Consider the following 19,643-nt stretch of genomic DNA (forward strand, 5'->3'; position numbering starts at 1 on the left):
TCACTCCTCGGATTCGCTGCGGTCAGCCGTATATTCGTATACCTTCTCGGCAATGTCCGTGAACAATACACCGTTCAGATGGTCAATCTCATGTTGAAAGGCCCGTGCAAGCAAGCCGCTACCTGTAACCGTAATTTCTTTACCTTCACGGTCAAGACCGCGTACAGTTACTGTCTCTGCACGGCGGACATCACCATTCAGGCCAGGGATGCTGAGGCATCCTTCCGGTCCGAGCTGCTCGCCCTCGGTCGAAACAATTTCCGGGTTGATCATTTTGATCAGGCCATGCTCTTCATCTGCATCCACCACAATCAGCCGTTTCAGAATGCCGACCTGTGGCGCAGCAAGACCTACACCCTCTGCGTCATACATCGTGTCTGCCATATCATCCAGCAGTTTCTGTACATTCGGAGTTACAGCCTTTACTTCTTTTGCTATCTTGTGCAGCACTTCATCTGGTTCTTTTACAATCAAACGTATTGCCATCTAACAACACCATCCCTATTCTGATACATGTTTGTATTTTTAATAAAATAAAGATATATAGCGCTTTTAAAAACACAACTTTATTTCGAAAATGACGCCGACGTCTAACTAATGTCCTTCTTTTATCCTGCGGGCCATTATGTAGCCTACGAACCTTCTTGTGTCTTACGAGCCTACTTGTGTCTTATGAGTCAATTTGTAGCTGGAAGGCCATTTTATAGCCTAAGGGACAAAATGAATCCTTGGCTCACAAAGATTTCTCTCATTCAGTTGACTAATGCGCCAAAAAGTTCAACTTTACTCGATATAGCATGGGGAAATCAAGAATAACGGGAATAACTCCTGTTATTTTGATTTCATTCTCTTCTTTTCTAAAAATAACTGGAAAAACTCCCGTTAATCAACTCATAACTAGAGAATTACGGAAAAAAGAGGTTTTTAACGGGAAAAATTCCTGTTATTTATGACAAATAAGGTGATAGGAGAGAATTAACGGCATATTTTCCTGTTATCCAAACTCTTCTTATGATCGAACGTGAGCTCAGGAAAATATTCCCGATGTGTGGACTGCAGTCGCTGTTGATCCCCAATTTCTCCTAGGTTAAACTATTCTTCAACCTATTGTAACATGATCCCGCTTTACATTAACGTTTGCGAGTTTACATTAACATTTGCGGGTCTACATCAATACTGATTTGCAGTCCTGTATCCCGCGCGGAATCTTCCAGCTCCGCCGCTACCTGTCGCGCCAGACCTACCGCATCAATACTCCCGCGCCATTTGATCATACACTGGAACCGGTATCTCCCCTTCAGACGCGGCAGCGGCGAAGCCACCGGACCTAACAGATCAAGTGCATCCGCAGACAGCTTGTCCAGGCTTCCGTACCAACGCAACTGCTTGGCTTTGCCCTGTATATTCAGGGCATAATTCTCGGCTAGCCGCAGCAGCAGCGGAAGCTGCTCATGCGACAACGTCACAAGAATAAGTCGGCAGTATGGCGGATAATGCAGGCCTTTGCGATGCTTCAGCTCATCGCGGACGAAGGCATGATAATCATGACCGCTGGCATGAATAATAGAGTAATGCTCCGGCGTGTACGACTGCACGACCACTTCTCCGGGGAGCTGGTGACGCCCCGCCCGCCCAGCCACCTGGGTGAGCAACTGGAACGTTTTCTCGGCTGCACGGAAATCCGGCAGATTCAGCGCCGAGTCCGCGGTGATGACACCAACAAGCGTCACATCCGGAAAATCAAGACCTTTAGCCACCATCTGCGTTCCCAACAGCACATCGGCTTTTTTATCCCGGAATTGACCTAGAAGCTTCTCATGTGAACCCTTTTCCGTAGTGGTATCCACATCCATTCGAATCACCCGGATGCCCGGAAATAGCTTGCCCAGCTCTTCCTCAACACGCTGCGTGCCAGTTCCGAAGAAACGAATATGCTCGCTTCCGCATTCCGGACAGAGCTGTGGCGCCGGCTCGGCGTGACCGCAGTAATGACAGCGCAGGTTGTTGCTGCGACTGTGGAAGGTCAGCGAGATATCGCATTCCGGACAGGTGGCTACATACCCGCAGCTCCGGCACATGACGAAAGTGGAAAAGCCCCGGCGGTTCAGCAGCAGCACCGTCTGCTCTCCCCGTTCCAAGCGCTCGGCCAGCGCAGCATGGAGCCTGCGGCTGAACATCGAGCGGTTACCTTCCTTCAGCTCCTCGCGCATGTCCACGACCTGCACTTTCGGCAACGGGTTGCCAAGTGCACGACTGGGCATTTCCAGCAGCACCGGGGAGAAGTGAATGTCACTTTGCGAACGTGCGGCATGATAGCTCTCCAGCGACGGTGTCGCCGAGCCCAGAATAACTGCAGCTCCGCATTGCTCCGCCCTGCGTACCGCGACATCACGGGCATGGTACTTCGGATTCTCTTCCTGCTTGTAGGAGGTCTCATGTTCCTCGTCCATGATAATCAAGCCCAGGTTACTAAACGGTGCAAACACTGCCGAACGCGCTCCAACAGCAACCGTGGCTTTTCCTTCGCGAATCTTGCGCCATTCGTCGTAACGCTCCCCGGCCGACAAGCGGCTGTGCATCACAGCTACACCGCTGCCAAAACGGCCCTTGAACCGTTCCACCATCTGTGGTGTCAAGGAAATTTCCGGCACCAGCACCACGGCCTGGCGATCTTGATCGAGGCAGCGCTGTATGCACTGAAGGTAGATTTCCGTCTTACCACTGCCGGTTACACCATGCAGCAGGAACACCTCATGCTGCCCTTCATCCACTGCGGCTGCTATGCGTGAGTACACATTTTGCTGCTCCAGGGTAAGCGGCAAAGGCGCACTTGGCTTAAAGTCGCGCCCCTGATAAGGATCACGGTACACTTCAATCTCGCCGATCTCGATGTAGCCCTTTTCCTCCAGTCCCTTCACTGTACCTGCTGTTACCTGCAGGACCGCTAATACTTCCTTGAGTGGCAATGGCAGCATAGCAGCCATTTCAATCAGGAAGGTCAACACTTCCTTCTGACGTGCAGACCTTGCCGGGAAGCTAGCCAGCGCCTGACGAGCCGAATCGACATCCATAATCAGGTCTACGACCTTTATCTTCTTCTTGCCCATTTTGTCCTTGATGCTTTGACTCTCCGACAGGACACCGCGGCGCAGCATGAACTTCACCGTCTCCGCAGCATCCGGGAAGGAACGTGTCAACTGCTTCATGGACACTTCCCCGGCCCGCCGCACAAATTCGGTAATCTCCCGCTCTTCGCTCCCTGCATCGTCAAACAGCGAGAACAGCTCATCTTCAGGAAAGATGCTGTCAGAGCCAGCATCAGAGGACAGGTCATCAGCAGACTCGCCCAGCGAGATCAGCCGTTCGGCCTTCCCCTTCAAAGCGGTGGGCAGCATCGCCTGCAGAGAAGATATCCTCCTGCACGCATACTTTCGGCTCATCCAATCTGCCAGTTCAACCAATTCCGGCGACAGCGGGGGAATGAGGTCCAGCACCTCCTGAATCGGCTTCAGTCCTGACATTGAGCCGGTTTCTCCGGATTCCAGGGATACAACGAACCCCTGCACCGTGCGATGCCCGAAGGGAACAGCAACCCGGCTGCCGATTTCAATCCAGAGCTTCAGCGACTCCGGGATACTATAGTCAAATGGCCGGTCAGTGCTGCGTACAGGTACATCGACAATGACCTTGGCTATATCCATTATAAAGAGACTCCAGAGGTCCGTTCTGCCGCCAGAATGAGCAGTTGCTTCGCAACCTCGTCCTTGGACAACAGCGGCAGCTCTTTCACCAGCCCGTCCCGGTCATAAATAGATACGATATTCGTATCCGTTCCAAATCCAGCACCCGGTACGGCTACATCATTAGCGACAATCAGATCACAGTTCTTGCGGACCAGCTTGTCCTTCGCATACATCTCCGCGTTGCCTGTCTCGGCCGCAAAACCGATCAGGAACTGATGCTCCTTCTTCTTACCCAGTGTTTCCAAAATATCCGTTGTTTTTACCAGCTCAAGCGTCATCGTCTCTCCGCTCTTCTTGATTTTGGTATCCGCACTGAACTTTGGACGATAGTCCGAGACAGCCGCAGCCTTGATCAGAATATGACAATCCTCCCAATGCGCGGTGACGGCATTATACATATCCTCGGCCGATTGTACCTGCACTACATGAATGCCAGCCTCTTGCGGCAATGCTTCATCCGTACGGGCGGCGATCAAGGTCACTTCAGCACCCATCAGCCTTGCAGCACGAGCCAGGGCAAAGCCCATTTTTCCAGATGAGTCATTGGAGATATAACGGACCGGATCAATTCGTTCCACAGTTCCGCCAGCGGTGATGACCACTTTTTTGCCCGTTAGAGGTCCTAATGTCACTGTCTCCTGCTTGGCAAAAAAACGTTCAACACATTGCACAATCGTCTCCGGTTCCTCAAGTCTTCCTTTACCGACATAGCCGCAAGCCAGCATGCCCTCACCCGGTTCAATGAATTGAATTCCTCTGCGCGCAAGAATATCAAGATTATTCAAAACGGCAGGATGCTGGTACATGTGCACGTTCATGGCCGGAGCCACCATGATAGGGGCTGTTGTAGCCAGAAGTGTGGTAGACAGCATATCATCTGCCAGGCCATGGGCCATTTTAGCAATAATATTGGCTGTTGCCGGCGCAACCAGCACCAGATCTGCGGAACCAGCAAGGTCTATATGGGCAAAGAGAGACGGGTCCCGCTCCTGAAACGTATCACTGTACACCAGGTTTTTGGATAATGATTGCATCGTCAGTTCGGTGATAAATTCTTTAGCCGATTTTGTCATAATCACATGAACATCGGCCCCTTTTTGGGCCAGCTTGCTAGTTAAAGCCGCCGCCTTGAAAGCTGCAATCCCACCAGTTACGCCAAGTATAATCCTTTTCCCCTTCAAGCTATTCAAAATGATCCTCCTCCTCATACTCATCCTGCATTTGAACGATCATGTGAGCAAGTAGAAACGGATTTGCCATCCTTTATTGGGCGGTATCCGTTTCAGCGAGAAATATATGGATGTTTTATAGCGTAGAACATATACATCCTTATATTTAAAAAAATAACAACCTTCCGGTTGTCAGGAACAGCCCGGTCCGGGCTATTTTCGCTAAATTGTCACTTCAACCTTTAGCTACTTCACTCAGAAAAAAAACGGCAGCGCCCGCCTCTTGGGAAGGCGGCGTCCGTTTTTGCTGAAGCTGCTGGGGACTAGTTTTCTTCCCCTTTTGTTACGATAATACGGTCCTCATAGACTTCTTCCAGTGCAACCCCAACGAACTTGTGGGATTTAGGAGCTTTAACTTCAGTCTTTCCGCCTTCACGCAATTGTCTGGCACGGCGGGATGCAGCAACAACGAGCGAATACTTGCTGTCCACTTTGTTCATCATTTCATCAATGGATGGATATAACACGTGAGCACCTCTTTATAATTTACTGTTAATAGAACCGACCTACAGTTCCCTGATCTTACAATGTTCGGCGATAATGATACTTTCTATTCGCTTGCAGGCCAGATCGATCTCGTCGTTAACGACAGCATAGTCATAATGCTGCATCAAGTTGATCTCATCCTCTGCCACCGACATACGGTGATTGATGACATCCGGATGCTCGGTGCCGCGGCCGCGAATGCGGTCCTTAAGCTCATCCATAGACGGCGGAAGCAGGAACACAAAGATGCCTTCCGGGAATTTCTCCTTGACCTTCAAGGCGCCTTGCACCTCGATCTCCAGGATAATATCCTTTCCACTCTCCAGTGTCCGTTCCACAAAATCACGCGGAGTACCATAATAATTACCCACGTATTCTGCGTATTCGAGCAGTTGATCGGCTTCGATCATGGACAAAAACTGCTCTCTGCTTTTGAAAAAATAATTGACACCGTCTTCTTCACCTGCACGCGGGCTACGGGTTGTAGCCGATACGGAATATATCAATTCCGGCATCTTTGGCCGCAGTGCGCTACAGACAGTTCCTTTACCAACACCGGATGGACCGGATAATATGATCAGCAATCCTTTTGACATAATACACTCCATTTAATCGTTATTCGTCGTTATCGTCGTCTTTGCTGGACAAGCGGTGCGCCACAGTCTCCGGCTGAACCGCAGACAGGATGACATGATCGCTGTCCGTAATGATGACGGCACGGGTACGGCGGCCGTAGGTGGCATCAATCAGCATATGCCTGTCTCTAGCCTCCTGGATGATGCGTTTGATCGGCGCCGATTCCGGGCTGACAATGGAAATGATACGGTTTGCCGACACGATATTTCCAAAGCCGATGTTGATAAGTTTAATGGCCATGTTCCGTTTGTTCCCCCCAATAAGTTACATCTTCGCTTGTGGATCAAGGCTTGGTTACTCTAAATTCGCCGCCTGTTCCCGAATTTTCTCCAGCTCCGCTTTCATTTCCAGCGCACAGCCAGCCAGTGTCAAGTGATTACATTTGGAGCCAATAGTATTCGTCTCCCGGTTCATCTCCTGAATGAGAAAATCCAGTTTACGTCCTACCGGTTCGTCCCCTCTTAGTAGGCTTCTGCATTGTTCGAAATGACTGTGGAGCCGGGTCAGCTCTTCATCAATATTACAGCGGTCGGCAAAAATGGCGATTTCCATCCCAAACTTATGCTCATCGAAAGGGAAAGTTCCGTCATTCAGTTCACCAAGCCGCTGGCGCAGCTTGTCCCGATATTCACTTACAACCGTTGGGGCCAGCTCCACCATATCCTCATGAAGTTTCTCCAGATGGCTTAGCCGTTGTTCCAGATCTGCACCCAGATAGTCGCCCTCACGGACACGCATCTCCATAAGGGATTGCAGGCTCTGATCCAGGCCCTGCTCCAGCCTTTCAGACAGAGCTTCGGGGGATACCGGGTCAAGACCCGCAGTTCCCTCCCTGCTTTCCATAACACCAGGCAATGAGAGCAGGTCGCGCAGACTGAGTTCGCCCTTAAGTCCGAACGACTCTTGCAGCGTATCCGCCGCTTGAAGATAGGACTTCACTGCGGCCTGGTTCAACACCAGGCCGGCAGCGGCTTCCTCATCGCGCTCCCTGTTAATAACTACATCCACCCGTCCCCGTTTGATGTGCTGCTGCACCTTGCGCTTCAGTACATCCTCATAAACCATCCAATCCCGGGGCATCCGCAGCACAACTTCGCAGTACCGGTGATTCACCGATTTGACTTCGAACGTAATCTTGTAACCGCCGAATTGCAGGGACGATTGACCGTATCCGGTCATGCTAAATGACAACGGAATCACATCCATTACACTATTGTAATTGATTATACTTAACGAAACAAGGGGGACAATTTGCGCCCGGACTTCTGCCATACATACTCCAGTAGCTGTACGCTCATATCGTAGAACATGAAAGGCGTCATCAGGTAAATTCCGTTAAAATGCTCCGTAGCCGCATCCAGCAACTCCTTGGCAATCGCCACACCCTCGGCCCGTCCGGCTTCGCCCTCTAGACCGCTCATGCGGTTTCGGACTTCTTCAGACAGCTGAATGCCCGGTACCTCATTGTGGAGATATTCAGCGTTACGACCGCTCGCAAGCGGCATAATACCGAGGAATACAGGCACGCTGAGATGTGCTGTAGCTTTACCTATATTGGCAATCAGCTCTGGATCATAGACCGGCTGGGTCATGATATAATCCGCACCGGAGGCGATTTTTTTCTCCAGACGTTGTACCGCTTTATCCAGATGCTTAACGTTAGGATTAAAGGCAGCCCCGATCACGAAATTAGCCTTCTGCTTCAACGGCTTACCCGAGAATGCAATGCCATCATTCAATTGCTTGATCATTCTTATAATTTCAAATGAGGTCAGATCATACACCGAGCTTGATCCTGGCAGATCGCCGAAGCGAGCCGGGTCGCCGGTTACAGCCAGAACGTGGTTGACGCCCAGTGCATCGAAGCCCATCAGATGGGACTGTGTGCCGATCAGGTTACGGTCCCGGCAGGCAATGTGCACCAGCGGGCGCAGCCCTGTACGTGCCTGTACGAGATGGCCAAGCGCCATATTGCTCATGCGGGTAACAGCCAGCGAGTTATCCGCCAGTGTCAGTGCATCAGCACCCGCGCGGCGCAGCGCTTCTGCGCCTTTCATGAACTTGTTAATATCCAGATCACGCGGCGGATCAAGCTCAACTATTACAGTATGGCGTTCCTTAACGAGGTCAACCAGCGTCGGCTCTCCTCCGCCCAGTCCGGTCTCGTCGCTCAAATGCTCTGCAATTGTAATACGCTCAACAGGCTTCACTGTCGGCTCCGGCAGCGCCTCTGGCTCGTAACCCGCCAGCGCCTTCGAGATTTCCGCAATATGCTGCGGAGTTGTTCCACAGCAGCCCCCGATAATTCGGCTGCCCATCTCTGCAAAGGTCATCGCCATCTGGCCAAAATACTCCGGCGACGCCCCATATTTGTACTGTCCATCCACATAATCTGCTATACCCGCATTCGGGTATATGGAGACCGGCAGCGTCAGGCTTCCCTGGAGTGTACCCAGAGCACGCTTGATCCCCATCGGGCCGGTACGGCAGTTGAAGCCAATAATATCGGCGCCGTCCTGCTCCAGAATCCGGAACGCCTCCGGCAGCGTAAGCCCGTCCAGTGTCCGGGCTGTATCATCCATGGCGAACTGGCAGATCACCGGCACCGAGCTGTGTTTGCGGATCGTCTTGAGTGCCAAATGCATTTCCTCGACATCGTAGAACGTCTCCAGCATAATGCCGTCTACATCCTCTTCCAACAATGCGGTAATCTGCTGTGTGAAATATTTTTTAAGCTCCGAAGAGGACAGATTGGCCCGCTTACCGGCACGGATAGAGCCAACGGCCCCAACAACATAGCCAGCCTCTCCAGCGGCGCGCCGGGCAATCCTCACACCTGTCCGGTTAATTTCTTCGACCTTGGATTCCAAGCCAAATTTAGACAGCTTATCATAGTTAGCCGAGTAGGTATTGCTCTCCAGCAGTACCGCTCCCGCTTGAATATAGCTACGATGTACTTCCTCAATAACCTCCGGAGAGGTCAAGTTCAATTCTTCATAAGAGATCCCTACAGGGAAGCCTTTCTGATATAAAAATGTACCCATCGCGCCATCACCGACAAGCACTTTGTTTCCCCATGCGGAACGTAAATCCGGCTTCACCGCAAGCCCTCCCCTGACATTAGTTTCATACTAATGTAACATAATTCGGGATGAATGATAAGCTTTCATAGTAAAGCAATTTCCCGTTGCCGCTGAAGATGCATGTCCCTGCGGCAATTGCCCCATACTAGCTGAAGCCAGAACAAGGGAGATGTACCTATGATGAATAAAACAAGAAAGCTTCTGCTGCGGAAATACGCAATCCTGCTGCTCTTATGTGGGCTGAGCCTGCTCTATCTTTATTTCGGAGACTGGTTGTTCGGCTATGGACTGGATAATATTTCATATATCTTGAACTATTTACTGTACACGGCTTCCGAGAAATTGATAGCTGTCATTATGCTGCTGTTTCTATTGATTCCCGATATCAAACAGTGGATCACGGGGCATCAGCCCGAGCGGGGCGGCGAACGGTGACCCTTTATGAAGGAAAGCAGAATTAGAATCGCGGGAAACAACAGCATAAAGAAGGGATATACCGTATACAGCAGCTTCCCTCCCTCTTGCAGATGCTCAGTAAAGCTGCGGGCGTCTAACATGGAGATGAACAGAATAATCAGGGAGACAGGATAAACCATTTTCCGGTAAGGTACCTTGAACAGCTCCGAGATTCCCACCAATGCTGCCGCGAAGAACACCGCCATTTTGAAAAACACACCGATAATAAGCACCATCACAACCAGGATATCGACCCGTTGGATAAAATCCGAAATGGAGATCTTGCTGATGGTAGGCATCAGCGGGAGCGGGGAACGATTCGCGATATCGGCGCCAAGCACCGAAATATTCAAAGCCATCGTAAAACTGAGTAGCAGGCCGGATAAAAACATCGTTGCACCGATGACCCTGGGGCCTTTTTTACTGTTGCTCAAGTACGGCATTAGCATGGTGAAGCTAATCATTTCCCCGAAAGGAAACATGAAATTCTGATGCAGAACCGAAGACAGGACAGGCTGAATCCCGTTATCCAGCACCGGCAGCAGGTGGTTGATATTGATTGACCCCGACAGAAACAGAAAAATCGTACAGAAGAGCCCGATAAACAGCACGATCACCCCGAATATTAACGATGTCCGCGCCAGCACTTCCACACCCTTGTGCAGCACATAGGCACAGGACAGGATCATGAGCACTGAAATAATAAATAACGGTGTCCGGTGCATTGTCGCCATGACGAGCATTGTACTTCCATCTCGCAAGTCACGCCCCGCCAGATTCATGAACAGAATGATGTACAGCACGGATACCACCGCGCCGATGTATTTTCCGAGCAGCTTTCGGGTGTAGCCCGTCAAGGGCAGCTTGGGGTATCGCCTGTAGAGAAAAGCATACCCTGCAAAAACAAACAGGCCGATGCAATCCCCAATCAGTATGGAGAGCCAGGCATCTTTTCCCGATTCCATACCTAGATTCACTACCAGTGCCGTCCCAAGCTCGAACAGCAGGGTCAATGTGAATATCTCAAATAACCCGATCTTAATGCTACCTTTATTCATAATCTCCCCCCTTAATCTGGACTAATCGGCCTGAAAAGAGCTGCTGCGCATATCTGTATGCCTGATTACTGAATCAATCTCATACTTGACACGGCATGTTTTGAATATCTGGTCCCAATGATTCTCGACCCGCTTCCACCCTTTCTTGTTGTCTCTCTCCACGGCTTCTCCAAAGCCCAGAAAATCGCTATTCATGCTGCGGGCCGCTGTCAGCGCCGCCGTCAGTTGCTTCTCGGTTTCTTGTTCCACCAGCTTGGAGAGATCCTTTAACACTTGGGGATTCGTAAGATCCAGATCATTTGGAGATTCCTTAAGGCTTGCCTGCTGGGTGACTTTTATATGGATCAGGGGATCTTCGGGATTGTCAGCCTCTGCCACAATCTTGACCTGTGAGAGATAGACGTTAAACGCCATGTAGTTTCCCTTCCCGCTTTTGAGCAGCAGCGGCATCTGTGTGATTTTGTTCTTGATCAACGCTGTACCGACAGCTTCACTGCCTTCCAGCCAGCCCACTAGTTTGTCCCCTTTAAAAGCGGCTATGTCCGTCACCTTCAGTGTTGCTTTTGGCGCAATACTTTTTAGATTGTCATTGGTATCAGACTTCTTCTCATCCCCGGAGAGCAGCACGCCATTGATCAGTGGGCCTCCACCCGGAATCTGAAGCCCCCGGACCACATCATCCACTTCCATCTTGAAGTTGTAGCCAAATTGCTTTGAGGTGGTCTCCAACTTCTCCACCAGATCATTGGCTGGAATCTTGCCGAACACCGTCATGGTGGTCATACTATCCTTTGCGGTCTGTCCTTTGGAGATGAACATATAACTCGTCAGGCGCGTCTCACTCTCCCTTTCCAATGCATCCATAACGTCTTTGATGCCTTCTCTCCCGAATTTCTCGGAGATGACCAGCACCCGGACATGGCCTAATGACAGAAATCGAGCCGTCTGGCGAGAAGCATCAGCAAGTGCTTCGAACATAGAGCGGCCCCTGCCGGTATAGACTGCAACGGGCGAGGTGCCCCGGGCGTTTTTGCCCGAAATCTCATCCGCAACGATAACCTGGAAGGAAAGCTCGTATTTCTCCTCCAATGATGGCCCCCGGTCAATTGCTACACCGGTGACTACAGCTCTCCGGTTCAGCTCCACACTGTCCCAGCAGCCGGTCAGTCCGAGTAGAATGGAGCAACACAGCATTGCCGCTGCTACCCGCAGGAATACCCTATTCATGCTGTTCCCGCCCTTCCTTGGGACCAGCTGTTCCGGCATGTTGCTCCAGGAACTTGGGCGAGAGATTCTCCTCATGTCCGCTGGTGATTTTCTTGCCCAGTGGTACGGAGACCGCCGTTGGGTGCTGTTTGCTAGCTCCCTTCGCCCACAGCGGTAGTCTTACAATGGTATCTTTGCGGGATTTCGATGAAGGCGGAACGATGGGCGCCAGATAGGGAATGCCGAAAGAACGCAGACTGTTCATATGTGCAACCAGGACAATCATGCCCAGTGTGATTCCGAAGAAACCAAACATCCCTGCCAGAAACAGAAAGAAGAAGCGAATTAGCCTACCCGCAATCGACATATTATAGGCGGGAATAGCGAAGCTTGCGATCCCAGTCAAGGCGACCACGATCACCATTACCGGTGTAATAATCCCGGCTTCCACCACGGCTTGGCCGAGAATCAAGGCTCCGACAACGGACACTGTCTGCCCTACTGCTCGAGGCATACGCACTCCTGCTTCCCGCAGAATTTCAATGGCTCCTTCCATCAACAGTGCCTCCACAAAAGCTGGAAAGGGAACGTTCTCACGCTGTGCCAAGAGACTAATCAGCAGAGTGGTTGGAATCATCTCATAGTGATAGGTAGTGAGGGCGATGTATACAGCTGGTCCAAGCATCAGCACGATAAAACTGATATACCGGATAATCCGCATCAACAGGGAAATATCAAACCGCTGGGCATAATCGTCGGAGGATTGAAAAAACTGGGTGAAGACGGCTGGAAGTACAAGAATAAACGGCGTACCGTCCACGATCAGTATCACACGGCCCTCCAACAAATTCGCAACCGCAGAATCGGGGCGCTCCGTATTGTAGACGGTCGGAAATGGCGTAAAGGTCTTGTCCTGAATAAGCTCTTCGATATACCCTGATTCCAGCACCCCATCGATTCTGATCCGGTTCAAACGTAATTTGATCTCATCCAGCAGATCATCGTCCACTGTGTCCTGAATGTACATCAGAGCCACAAGAGTTTGGGTAACACTGCCGATCTTCATATACTCCAGCCTGAGCTTAGGCGATTTGATTCTCCGCCGGATGAGAGATACATTAGTAGCCACTGACTCTACAAAACTGTCTTTGGGGCCTCGAACCACAAGCTGGGAGCTGGGCTCACCGACTGCGCGCCATTCTCCACCTGTTGTCTCGCAGGTAATCACCACAGAATAGCCATCAAGCAGGATCAGTGTCTCTCCCGAGAGAAGGGCGAGCAGGACTTCGTTCCACGCCTCCAGTCTGGTTGCCTGTCCGATCTCCAAGGCCCGTTTGAGTATAAAATCCGGCAGATTACCGCAACCCTCTTCACCTTGCCTGAAAGTATCTACCGAGACCTCCAGCAAAGACCCGACTACAAACTGGTTGACACTGTCTGTATTCGCCAGTTCACTAAAATGAACAGCAGCCGCTTTGACTGGCGACGCTCCGGCGAGAAGGACATGGCGGATTTTCAGATCCGGGCTGTCGCCTAGCTCGCTTCTAATATTCTCCAGCGTCTCGTCAAGTACAGCGCTAAGCCCGGATGTGCCACTGCCATTCCCATTTCCTCCATTCGAAGAACCTGTCGGCGATTTCCTCCCGCCGTCATTGCTGTGCCAGAACCTGCCGTTTCTGTTCACCGGGTCTCCCCCCTTTCTCACACTGGAGCTTATTATTCACGGGAGGCTCTTCCATTATTCGGCTGATTGCCGTCTATAACATGACAAAAAAGCCGTCACAATAAGTGACGGCTTGGCTTACGGCTTGACTCATATGGCCGTTTAGCGGTTCCCTTATACTTCAACTGTCCCTGTGTACACCACTTCAGCAGGACCTGTCATATATACATGATTGTCTTCTTCATTCCATTCGATAAAGAGATCCCCGCCCTTGAGACTGATCCAGGCTGATCTGTCGGTCAGACCATTCAGCACAGACGATACAAGTGTCGCACAGGCTCCGGTCCCACAGGCCAGCGTCGGTCCGGCACCACGTTCCCAGACACGCATATCTACGCGGCCCCGATCGAGAACAGTTGCGAACTCCACATTGACTTTTCGCGGAAAGAGGGGATGCACTTCCAGCTTTGGTCCCCAGGCCGCCAGGTCAAAGGACACCGCATCTTCCACGTAGATTACACAGTGTGGATTACCCATAGACACCGCAGTGAATTTGAATGCCGCCCCTTCTGTTTCAATCGGCTGGTTCAGTACAGGCTCCGCATCGATAGCAACCGGAATTTGGAGACCGGACAGTACCGGCTCGCCCATATCTACGGTTACAGTTTCGACTATGCCGTCTTTAACCTTCAATGTAACTTTCTGCTCACCTGCACCAATAGTCTCAATGACGATTTCCTCTGAGTTCACGAGGCCATGATCATATACATATTTAGAGACGCAGCGGATCGCGTTGCCGCACTGTTCCGCTTCCGATCCATCCGAGTTCATAATACGCATCATATAATCCCCGCGCTGGGAGGGCAGGATGAACACCAGTCCGTCAGCTCCGATCCCGAAGAACCGGTTGCAGAGCGTTACAGCCAATTCAGAGGCATTGGCAGGCAGTTCCTGTTCTCCATAGACGATAATAAAGTCGTTGCCGAGTCCGTGCATTTTAGTAAATTCCATATTCTAGTCACTCCTTGAGAGATATGCTTGTCATATTGGGCCGTATAGACTTGTGCCGCTGTCCAGCACACCAAGATACAGGCCTTAGCTGCAACAAGCATACCGTAAGGAATGAGCTTATGCTATTGACTTTATGCCGAAATTTTTGTACTTTTTATCACCGAGCGACCGCCTCTGTTCATGCTGTGACGGTTGCGTCTGCCACCCCATACGCTGCCTGCTCCCATGAGGAAGGTAGGAATACCGGCAGCTACCAGCACCAGGCACCATTCGCGGAAGTTCAGTGGCACTGTCTTGAACACCGGTTGTAGTACCGGCAAGTACATGACCGCCAACATCAGAATAATGGAAGATAATACGGCCAACACAAGGTACTTGTTCTGGAACGGATTCCGATGAAATACGGAACGGGAGCTGCGGCAGTCGAACACGTGGAACAGTTGGGCCATAACCAATGTAGCAAAAGCAACCGACTGCGCCAGAATCAGTTGATCCGGATTCTCCGGCGCGATACGCAGTGTCAGCCAGAACGCTCCCAGCGTGCACAGACCGATCAGCAAGCCACGGCTGATAATCTTCCAGCCGAGGCGGCGGGCAAAGATATTTTCTTTGGCGCCGCGTGGCTTGTGCTCCATAAGATCCTTCTCCGGCTGATCGACGCCTAGTGCCATAGCCGGTAATCCGTCCGTGACGAGATTGACCCACAGAATCTGAATCGGCACGAGCGGCAGCGGCAGTCCCAGCATCATGGCGAAGAACATTGTCAGAATCTCCCCGACATTGGAAGCCAGCAAATAGCGGATAAACTTGCGAATGTTCTCATAGATATTCCGCCCTTCTTCAATGGCCGCCACAATCGTGGAGAAGTTATCATCGCCAAGAATTAGCGAGGAAGCCTCCTTGGTCACATCCGTTCCGGTAATCCCCATTGAAATTCCGATATCTGCCGCCTTTATAGCAGGTGCATCGTTGACGCCATCACCAGTCATGGCTACGACGTGACCACGGCGCTGCAACGATTTGACGATCCGCAGCTTGTGTTCAGGCGATACGCGGGCGTATACAAACACGTTATCTGACACCTTATCCAGCTCATCATCATCCATTCGGCTGAGCTGGCTGCCAGTCAGCACCGTGCCGCCCCGCTGCAGAATACCGAGCTGATGGGCGATGGCTTCCGCCGTCGTCCCGTGATCACCGGTAATCATAACCGTCTTAATCCCTGCTCGGCGCGTAACACTGATCGCATCGCGCACCTCGCGGCGCGGCGGATCGATCATTCCTGCAAGTCCGACGAAAATTAGCTGGGATTCCGCTTCCTTGTCCTCGCCCACGACCTCATTCGCACGCAGATCACGGTACGCCATGGCCAGTACTCGAAGTGCGCCTGAAGCCATCGCTTCATTGGCATCCATCACTTTCTGACGCAGGGTTGGTGTGCAAGGAACTACAGCACCCTCCCATAGCAAGTAGGAGCAGCGGCTAAGCAGCACATCAGGCGCACCTTTGGTGCAAACCATACGTCCACCTGGATGTTCTACAACTACGGACATCAGTTTACGCTCCGAATCAAACGGAAACTCCTTCTCGCGGGTATATGTGCCTGCCAGAAACTGCGGAGTTAACCCCATCTTCGCGGACAGTGCAACTAAGGCCCCTTCCGTCGGATCGCCCTTCAGCTCCCATACTGCCTGGCCTTGCTGTTCCTTATCGCCATCACTGTCCTTGCCTTTTTTACGCTTACCCTGGTCTTCGGGGAAAGTTTCTACGATTTCCGCGTTATTGCAGAGCGCGCTTACTTGAAGGAGACGGCGCAGACTCTGATCATTTTTAAGCTCAACAGCACGGCCCTTCTGGAGAATCTGACCGGTAGGTGAATAGCCCTCACCAGTGACCTCCAGACTTCGTCCACCACTCCAGACCTGGGTCACGGTCATCTTGTTCTGAGTCAGCGTACCGGTCTTATCGGAACAGATCACTGAGGCGCAGCCCAGTGTCTCCACCGATGGCAGCTTACGCACAATAGCCTTGCGCTTAATCATACGCTGAACGCCCAGCGCCAGCGCAATCGTAACGATAGCCGGCAAGCCTTCGGGAATGGCGGCAACTGCAAGGCTAACGCCGGCCAGGAACATCGCCGTGGCAGGTTGTCCGTGCATGATGCCTGCCAGCACCACCACAATGGTTAGACCGAGCGCAACGTAGATGAGAATCTTGCCGAGCTGCTCCAGCCGATGCTGAAGCGGCGTTTCCTGGGCGTCCGTGTTCTGGATCAAATCAGCGATCTTGCCCATCTCTGTATCCATCCCGGTCCGTACCACGATGGCCTTGCCCGTCCCGCGCGTGACCATAGTTCCCATGAAGCCGATATTCTTCTGATCGCCTAACGGAATTTCTTCAGCATGAATCGCCTGCGAATGCTTGGACACCGGCAGGGATTCCCCGGTAAGTGCAGATTCCTCCACATAGAGCGCGCTGCATTCCAGCCAGCGGACATCTGCCGGAATCCGGTCTCCACTCTCCAGCAGGAGGATATCACCCGGCAACAGCATTTTGGCGGGAAGGGTCTGACTTTTTCCATCGCGAATGACCTTCGCTGTCGGCGCTGACAATTGCTTCAGCGCCCGCAAGGAGCGTTCAGCCCTGAATTCCTGCACGAAGCCCAGCACTCCGTTAAGCAGAATAATCGCAATAATAGTGATCGCATCCAGATACTCGCCGAGCAGGCCCGAGATAAACGTTGCCCCCATCAGGACAAGCACCATGAAGTCCTTAAATTGATTCAGCAGCAATGTCAGCGGAGATATGGCCTTGCCTTCGGTCAGCTCGTTGTAGCCGTTCTCCTTGCGCCTTTCCGTAGCCTCCTCCTCTCGGAGTCCGGTCTGCGGCTGAACACCGAAGATTTTCTGCAGTTCCTCTGCACCGAGCCGGTGCCAACTGTTTTGTTCCATGTCTTTTCTTTCCCCTCCCGGTCGTTTCTTGACTTCCGGCGGCGCACAGCTTTTCCACCTGTTCATGACCAAGTCTATTCGGGGTCGTCCCAAAATATCACCCTGCGAACTTCTCCTTTTGCACGAAGACCGCGAAGTGTGGCATCATAGAGGGATAACAATTTCAATTTTATGGCGACAGGAGATCTATATCATGGCATTGGACGGCATCGTTACCCGGGCTATCGTGCAGGAATTGCAAGCCTTTACAGGTGCACGCATAGGCAAAATATATCAACCCACCACTCATGACCTCATCTTTATACTGAGAGGACAGGGAGGCGGCGGAAAGCTGCTTCTATCTGCGAACCCCACCTATCCCCGTCTGCATCTCACAGAGAGAAACAGCATAAATCCACCCGAAGCGCCAATGTTCTGCATGCTAATGCGTAAACATTGCGAGGGCGGGACTATAGAAAGTATCACCCAAGTGGGTATGGAGCGGATTATCCATATCCACATTAAGCAGAGAGATGAGCTTGGTGATGTGTCCGCCAAAAAAATCATCATCGAGCTGATGGGCAGACACAGCAACATCATTCTCACAGACATGAACGGCACAATTATAGACGGCATTCATCATGTTACGCCTTCGATCAGCAGCTACCGCATCATTATGCCGGGCTTCGCTTATACTGAGCCGCCTCAACAGCACAAGCTAAACCCTTTGGAACTTGGACGTCAGGAATTTCCGGAGCTGGTCGCTTCAGCTGAGAGAGACGCCGCCCTTCAGATCACTGATAGTGATGAAACCGAGTCGGACGAAATCTCGCAAGCTCCGCAAAAAGAAGGTTCGGGCGGACCCGCTCCTTCCGCCGACCCTATCGGGTGGATCGTGCATGCCTTTAGCGGCCTCGGCCCACTTGTCGCAGGCGAGATCGTGCATCGCTATCATCAAGCCACTGATTCAGTAGCAGCGGGTACATCAGAAGCTGAGCGCTTATGGGACGCCTTTAATTCGGTCATGGAACCGGTACGGAATTTTACGTTCTCTCCAATCTCCGGGGCCAATGCAAGAGGTAAGCTGATCTTCTCAGCGATCCCGCTCACTCTCCCCGATGAGCAGGCGAAGCACTATGAATCCATCAGCCAGTGCATGGAAGACTATTATGGGGACAAAGCTGAACGGGATACCGTCAAACAGCGGGTCAGTGACCTCATCCGCTTCCTGGGCAACGAACGGACGAAGAATGTCAAGAAGCTGGCGAAGCTGCAGGAAGATCTGGAGGAAGCTCAGGAGGCAGATCGCTACCGGATTTGGGGCGAGCTGCTGTTCGCTTCACTGCATGCAGTATCCAAGGGTGATAAGCAGGCGGTGCTGGTCAACTACTATGACGAGGATCAGGCAGAGATTACAATACCGCTTGACCCGCTCCTGAACCCTTCGGACAATGCACAGCGCTTCTTCAAGAAGTACAACAAGTATAAGAACAGCTTGCTGGTCATTGACGAGCAATTGATCAAAACACATGAAGAGATTGCCTACATGGAGAGCCTGCTGCAGCAGCTCGACCATGCTTCGCTAAATGATATCGAAGAGATCCGCGATGAGTTGGTGGGGCAGGGATATCTGCGGGATAGAAGCAAGAAGGGCAAGAAGAAGAAAAAAGCGACCCGCCCTACCCTTCAGGTGTTCACTTCTTCAGAGGGTATTGATATCTATGTCGGCAAAAATAATCTGCAGAACGAGTACCTTACGAACCGGTTGGCCTCATCAAACGATACTTGGCTGCACACCAAGGATATACCAGGTTCGCACGTCGTTATCCGCAGCGAGAGCTTCGGGGATGCCACGCTGGAAGAGGCTGCTCAATTGGCTGCGTACTTTAGCCAGGCCAAGCAATCGAGCAGTGTCCCCGTAGATTGCACCCTGATCCGCCATGTACGCAAGCCGAGTGGCTCCAAGCCAGGGTATGTCATCTACGATCATCAGAAGACCCTCTTTGTGACCCCGGTGGAAGACATGATCAAGGGTCTGCCGAATACATTGAGAAGCTGATTGTAAGAGACAGCGTATGTCATAAAAAATAGAGCCTCCAGCCATCATCCGATATTATACGGATGGGCGGGAGGCTCTTCTGT

15 protein-coding genes are annotated in these 19,643 nt (G+C 51.7%); 2 read left to right on the top strand and 13 right to left on the bottom strand.

Annotated features, from left to right (window positions below; translation table 11 throughout):
* The 8 genes from def to ACFVU8_RS08295 form a co-directional block, all read right to left on the bottom strand.
* Nucleotides 1-486, bottom strand: coding sequence for a peptide deformylase (gene def / locus ACFVU8_RS08260; RefSeq protein ID WP_387426733.1), 486 nt, complete (start codon nucleotides 484-486; stop codon nucleotides 1-3).
* 659 nt (nucleotides 487-1,145) lie between these two features.
* The gene (gene priA / locus ACFVU8_RS08265) at nucleotides 1,146-3,701 is read right to left on the bottom strand and encodes a primosomal protein N' (protein ID WP_387426734.1); all 2,556 of its coding nucleotides are present in this window, start codon (nucleotides 3,699-3,701) and stop codon (nucleotides 1,146-1,148) included.
* Nucleotides 3,701-4,951: a bifunctional phosphopantothenoylcysteine decarboxylase/phosphopantothenate--cysteine ligase CoaBC gene (gene coaBC, locus ACFVU8_RS08270; RefSeq protein WP_387426735.1), complete on the bottom strand. Its 1,251-nt coding sequence runs from the start codon at nucleotides 4,949-4,951 to the stop codon at nucleotides 3,701-3,703. Before coaBC ends, priA begins: the two co-directional genes overlap by 1 nt.
* Before the next feature lie 284 nt (nucleotides 4,952-5,235).
* Nucleotides 5,236-5,439 carry a DNA-directed RNA polymerase subunit omega gene (rpoZ, locus tag ACFVU8_RS08275; RefSeq protein WP_379201760.1) on the bottom strand — a complete coding sequence of 68 codons (204 nt, stop codon included), beginning with the start codon at nucleotides 5,437-5,439 and terminating at the stop codon, nucleotides 5,236-5,238.
* Nucleotides 5,440-5,478: 39 nt separating this feature from the next.
* The gene (gene gmk / locus ACFVU8_RS08280) at nucleotides 5,479-6,054 is read right to left on the bottom strand and encodes a guanylate kinase (protein WP_387426737.1); all 576 of its coding nucleotides are present in this window, start codon (nucleotides 6,052-6,054) and stop codon (nucleotides 5,479-5,481) included.
* Nucleotides 6,055-6,073: 19 nt separating this feature from the next.
* Complete coding sequence (gene remA / locus ACFVU8_RS08285) at nucleotides 6,074-6,334, bottom strand: extracellular matrix/biofilm regulator RemA (protein WP_006209218.1); 261 nt, start codon at nucleotides 6,332-6,334, stop codon at nucleotides 6,074-6,076.
* Nucleotides 6,335-6,388: 54 nt separating this feature from the next.
* Entirely contained in the window at nucleotides 6,389-7,285 is an 897-nt protein-coding gene (locus ACFVU8_RS08290; RefSeq protein WP_387426739.1) for a YicC/YloC family endoribonuclease, read from the bottom strand.
* 38 nt (nucleotides 7,286-7,323) lie between these two features.
* Nucleotides 7,324-9,195, bottom strand: a complete 1,872-nt coding sequence (locus ACFVU8_RS08295; protein ID WP_175374556.1) for a bifunctional homocysteine S-methyltransferase/methylenetetrahydrofolate reductase — start codon at nucleotides 9,193-9,195, stop codon at nucleotides 7,324-7,326.
* Between the two features lie 159 nt (nucleotides 9,196-9,354).
* Between ACFVU8_RS08295 and ACFVU8_RS08300 the strand changes: the two genes are divergently transcribed.
* Nucleotides 9,355-9,612, top strand: coding sequence for a hypothetical protein (locus tag ACFVU8_RS08300; RefSeq protein ID WP_387426740.1), 258 nt, complete (start codon nucleotides 9,355-9,357; stop codon nucleotides 9,610-9,612).
* Here the strand turns inward: ACFVU8_RS08300 and ACFVU8_RS08305 are convergent.
* From ACFVU8_RS08305 to ACFVU8_RS08325, 5 genes are all read right to left on the bottom strand, one after another.
* Nucleotides 9,585-10,691: a GerAB/ArcD/ProY family transporter gene (locus ACFVU8_RS08305; RefSeq protein WP_387426742.1), complete on the bottom strand. Its 1,107-nt coding sequence runs from the start codon at nucleotides 10,689-10,691 to the stop codon at nucleotides 9,585-9,587. The two genes, ACFVU8_RS08300 and ACFVU8_RS08305, sit on opposite strands and share 28 nt — an antisense overlap.
* 21 nt (nucleotides 10,692-10,712) lie before the next feature.
* Nucleotides 10,713-11,918 (bottom strand): Ger(x)C family spore germination protein, encoded by a 1,206-nt coding sequence (locus tag ACFVU8_RS08310; RefSeq protein WP_387426744.1) that lies wholly within the window; start codon nucleotides 11,916-11,918, stop codon nucleotides 10,713-10,715.
* On the bottom strand, nucleotides 11,911-13,581 hold the full coding sequence (locus tag ACFVU8_RS08315) for a spore germination protein (protein ID WP_387426745.1): 1,671 nt from the start codon (nucleotides 13,579-13,581) through the stop codon (nucleotides 11,911-11,913). Before ACFVU8_RS08315 ends, ACFVU8_RS08310 begins: the two co-directional genes overlap by 8 nt.
* 153 nt (nucleotides 13,582-13,734) lie before the next feature.
* The gene (gene dapF / locus ACFVU8_RS08320; RefSeq protein WP_387426747.1) at nucleotides 13,735-14,571 is read right to left on the bottom strand and encodes a diaminopimelate epimerase; all 837 of its coding nucleotides are present in this window, start codon (nucleotides 14,569-14,571) and stop codon (nucleotides 13,735-13,737) included.
* A gap of 131 nt (nucleotides 14,572-14,702) precedes the next feature.
* Nucleotides 14,703-17,522 (bottom strand): calcium-translocating P-type ATPase, SERCA-type, encoded by a 2,820-nt coding sequence (locus ACFVU8_RS08325; RefSeq protein ID WP_387426748.1) that lies wholly within the window; start codon nucleotides 17,520-17,522, stop codon nucleotides 14,703-14,705.
* 193 nt (nucleotides 17,523-17,715) lie between these two features.
* On the opposite strand from ACFVU8_RS08325, the gene ACFVU8_RS08330 reads away from it, so the two are divergent.
* Nucleotides 17,716-19,560: an Rqc2 family fibronectin-binding protein gene (locus ACFVU8_RS08330; RefSeq protein ID WP_387426750.1), complete on the top strand. Its 1,845-nt coding sequence runs from the start codon at nucleotides 17,716-17,718 to the stop codon at nucleotides 19,558-19,560.
* The last annotated feature ends 83 nt before the right edge of the window (nucleotides 19,561-19,643 follow it).

The organism is Paenibacillus sp. NPDC058177, assembly GCF_042883835.1.
In the GTDB taxonomy this organism is placed as follows: domain Bacteria; phylum Bacillota; class Bacilli; order Paenibacillales; family Paenibacillaceae; genus Paenibacillus_AQ; species Paenibacillus_AQ agri.

What these genes read in the sequence shown, in the direction of transcription:
- remA (WP_006209218.1), bottom strand. Translation starts at nt 6,334, where the DNA reads ATGGCCATTAAACTTATCAACATCGGCTTTGGAAATATCGTGTCGGCA.
- dapF (WP_387426747.1), bottom strand. Translation starts at nt 14,571, where the DNA reads ATGGAATTTACTAAAATGCACGGACTCGGCAACGACTTTATTATCGTC.
- def (WP_387426733.1), bottom strand. Translation starts at nt 486, where the DNA reads ATGGCAATACGTTTGATTGTAAAAGAACCAGATGAAGTGCTGCACAAG.
- ACFVU8_RS08300 (WP_387426740.1), top strand. Translation starts at nt 9,355, where the DNA reads ATGATGAATAAAACAAGAAAGCTTCTGCTGCGGAAATACGCAATCCTG.
- ACFVU8_RS08310 (WP_387426744.1), bottom strand. Translation starts at nt 11,918, where the DNA reads ATGAATAGGGTATTCCTGCGGGTAGCAGCGGCAATGCTGTGTTGCTCC.
- priA (WP_387426734.1), bottom strand. Translation starts at nt 3,701, where the DNA reads ATGGATATAGCCAAGGTCATTGTCGATGTACCTGTACGCAGCACTGAC.
- ACFVU8_RS08305 (WP_387426742.1), bottom strand. Translation starts at nt 10,691, where the DNA reads ATGAATAAAGGTAGCATTAAGATCGGGTTATTTGAGATATTCACATTG.
- coaBC (WP_387426735.1), bottom strand. Translation starts at nt 4,951, where the DNA reads ATGAGGAGGAGGATCATTTTGAATAGCTTGAAGGGGAAAAGGATTATA.
- gmk (WP_387426737.1), bottom strand. Translation starts at nt 6,054, where the DNA reads ATGTCAAAAGGATTGCTGATCATATTATCCGGTCCATCCGGTGTTGGT.
- ACFVU8_RS08325 (WP_387426748.1), bottom strand. Translation starts at nt 17,522, where the DNA reads ATGGAACAAAACAGTTGGCACCGGCTCGGTGCAGAGGAACTGCAGAAA.
- ACFVU8_RS08330 (WP_387426750.1), top strand. Translation starts at nt 17,716, where the DNA reads ATGGCATTGGACGGCATCGTTACCCGGGCTATCGTGCAGGAATTGCAA.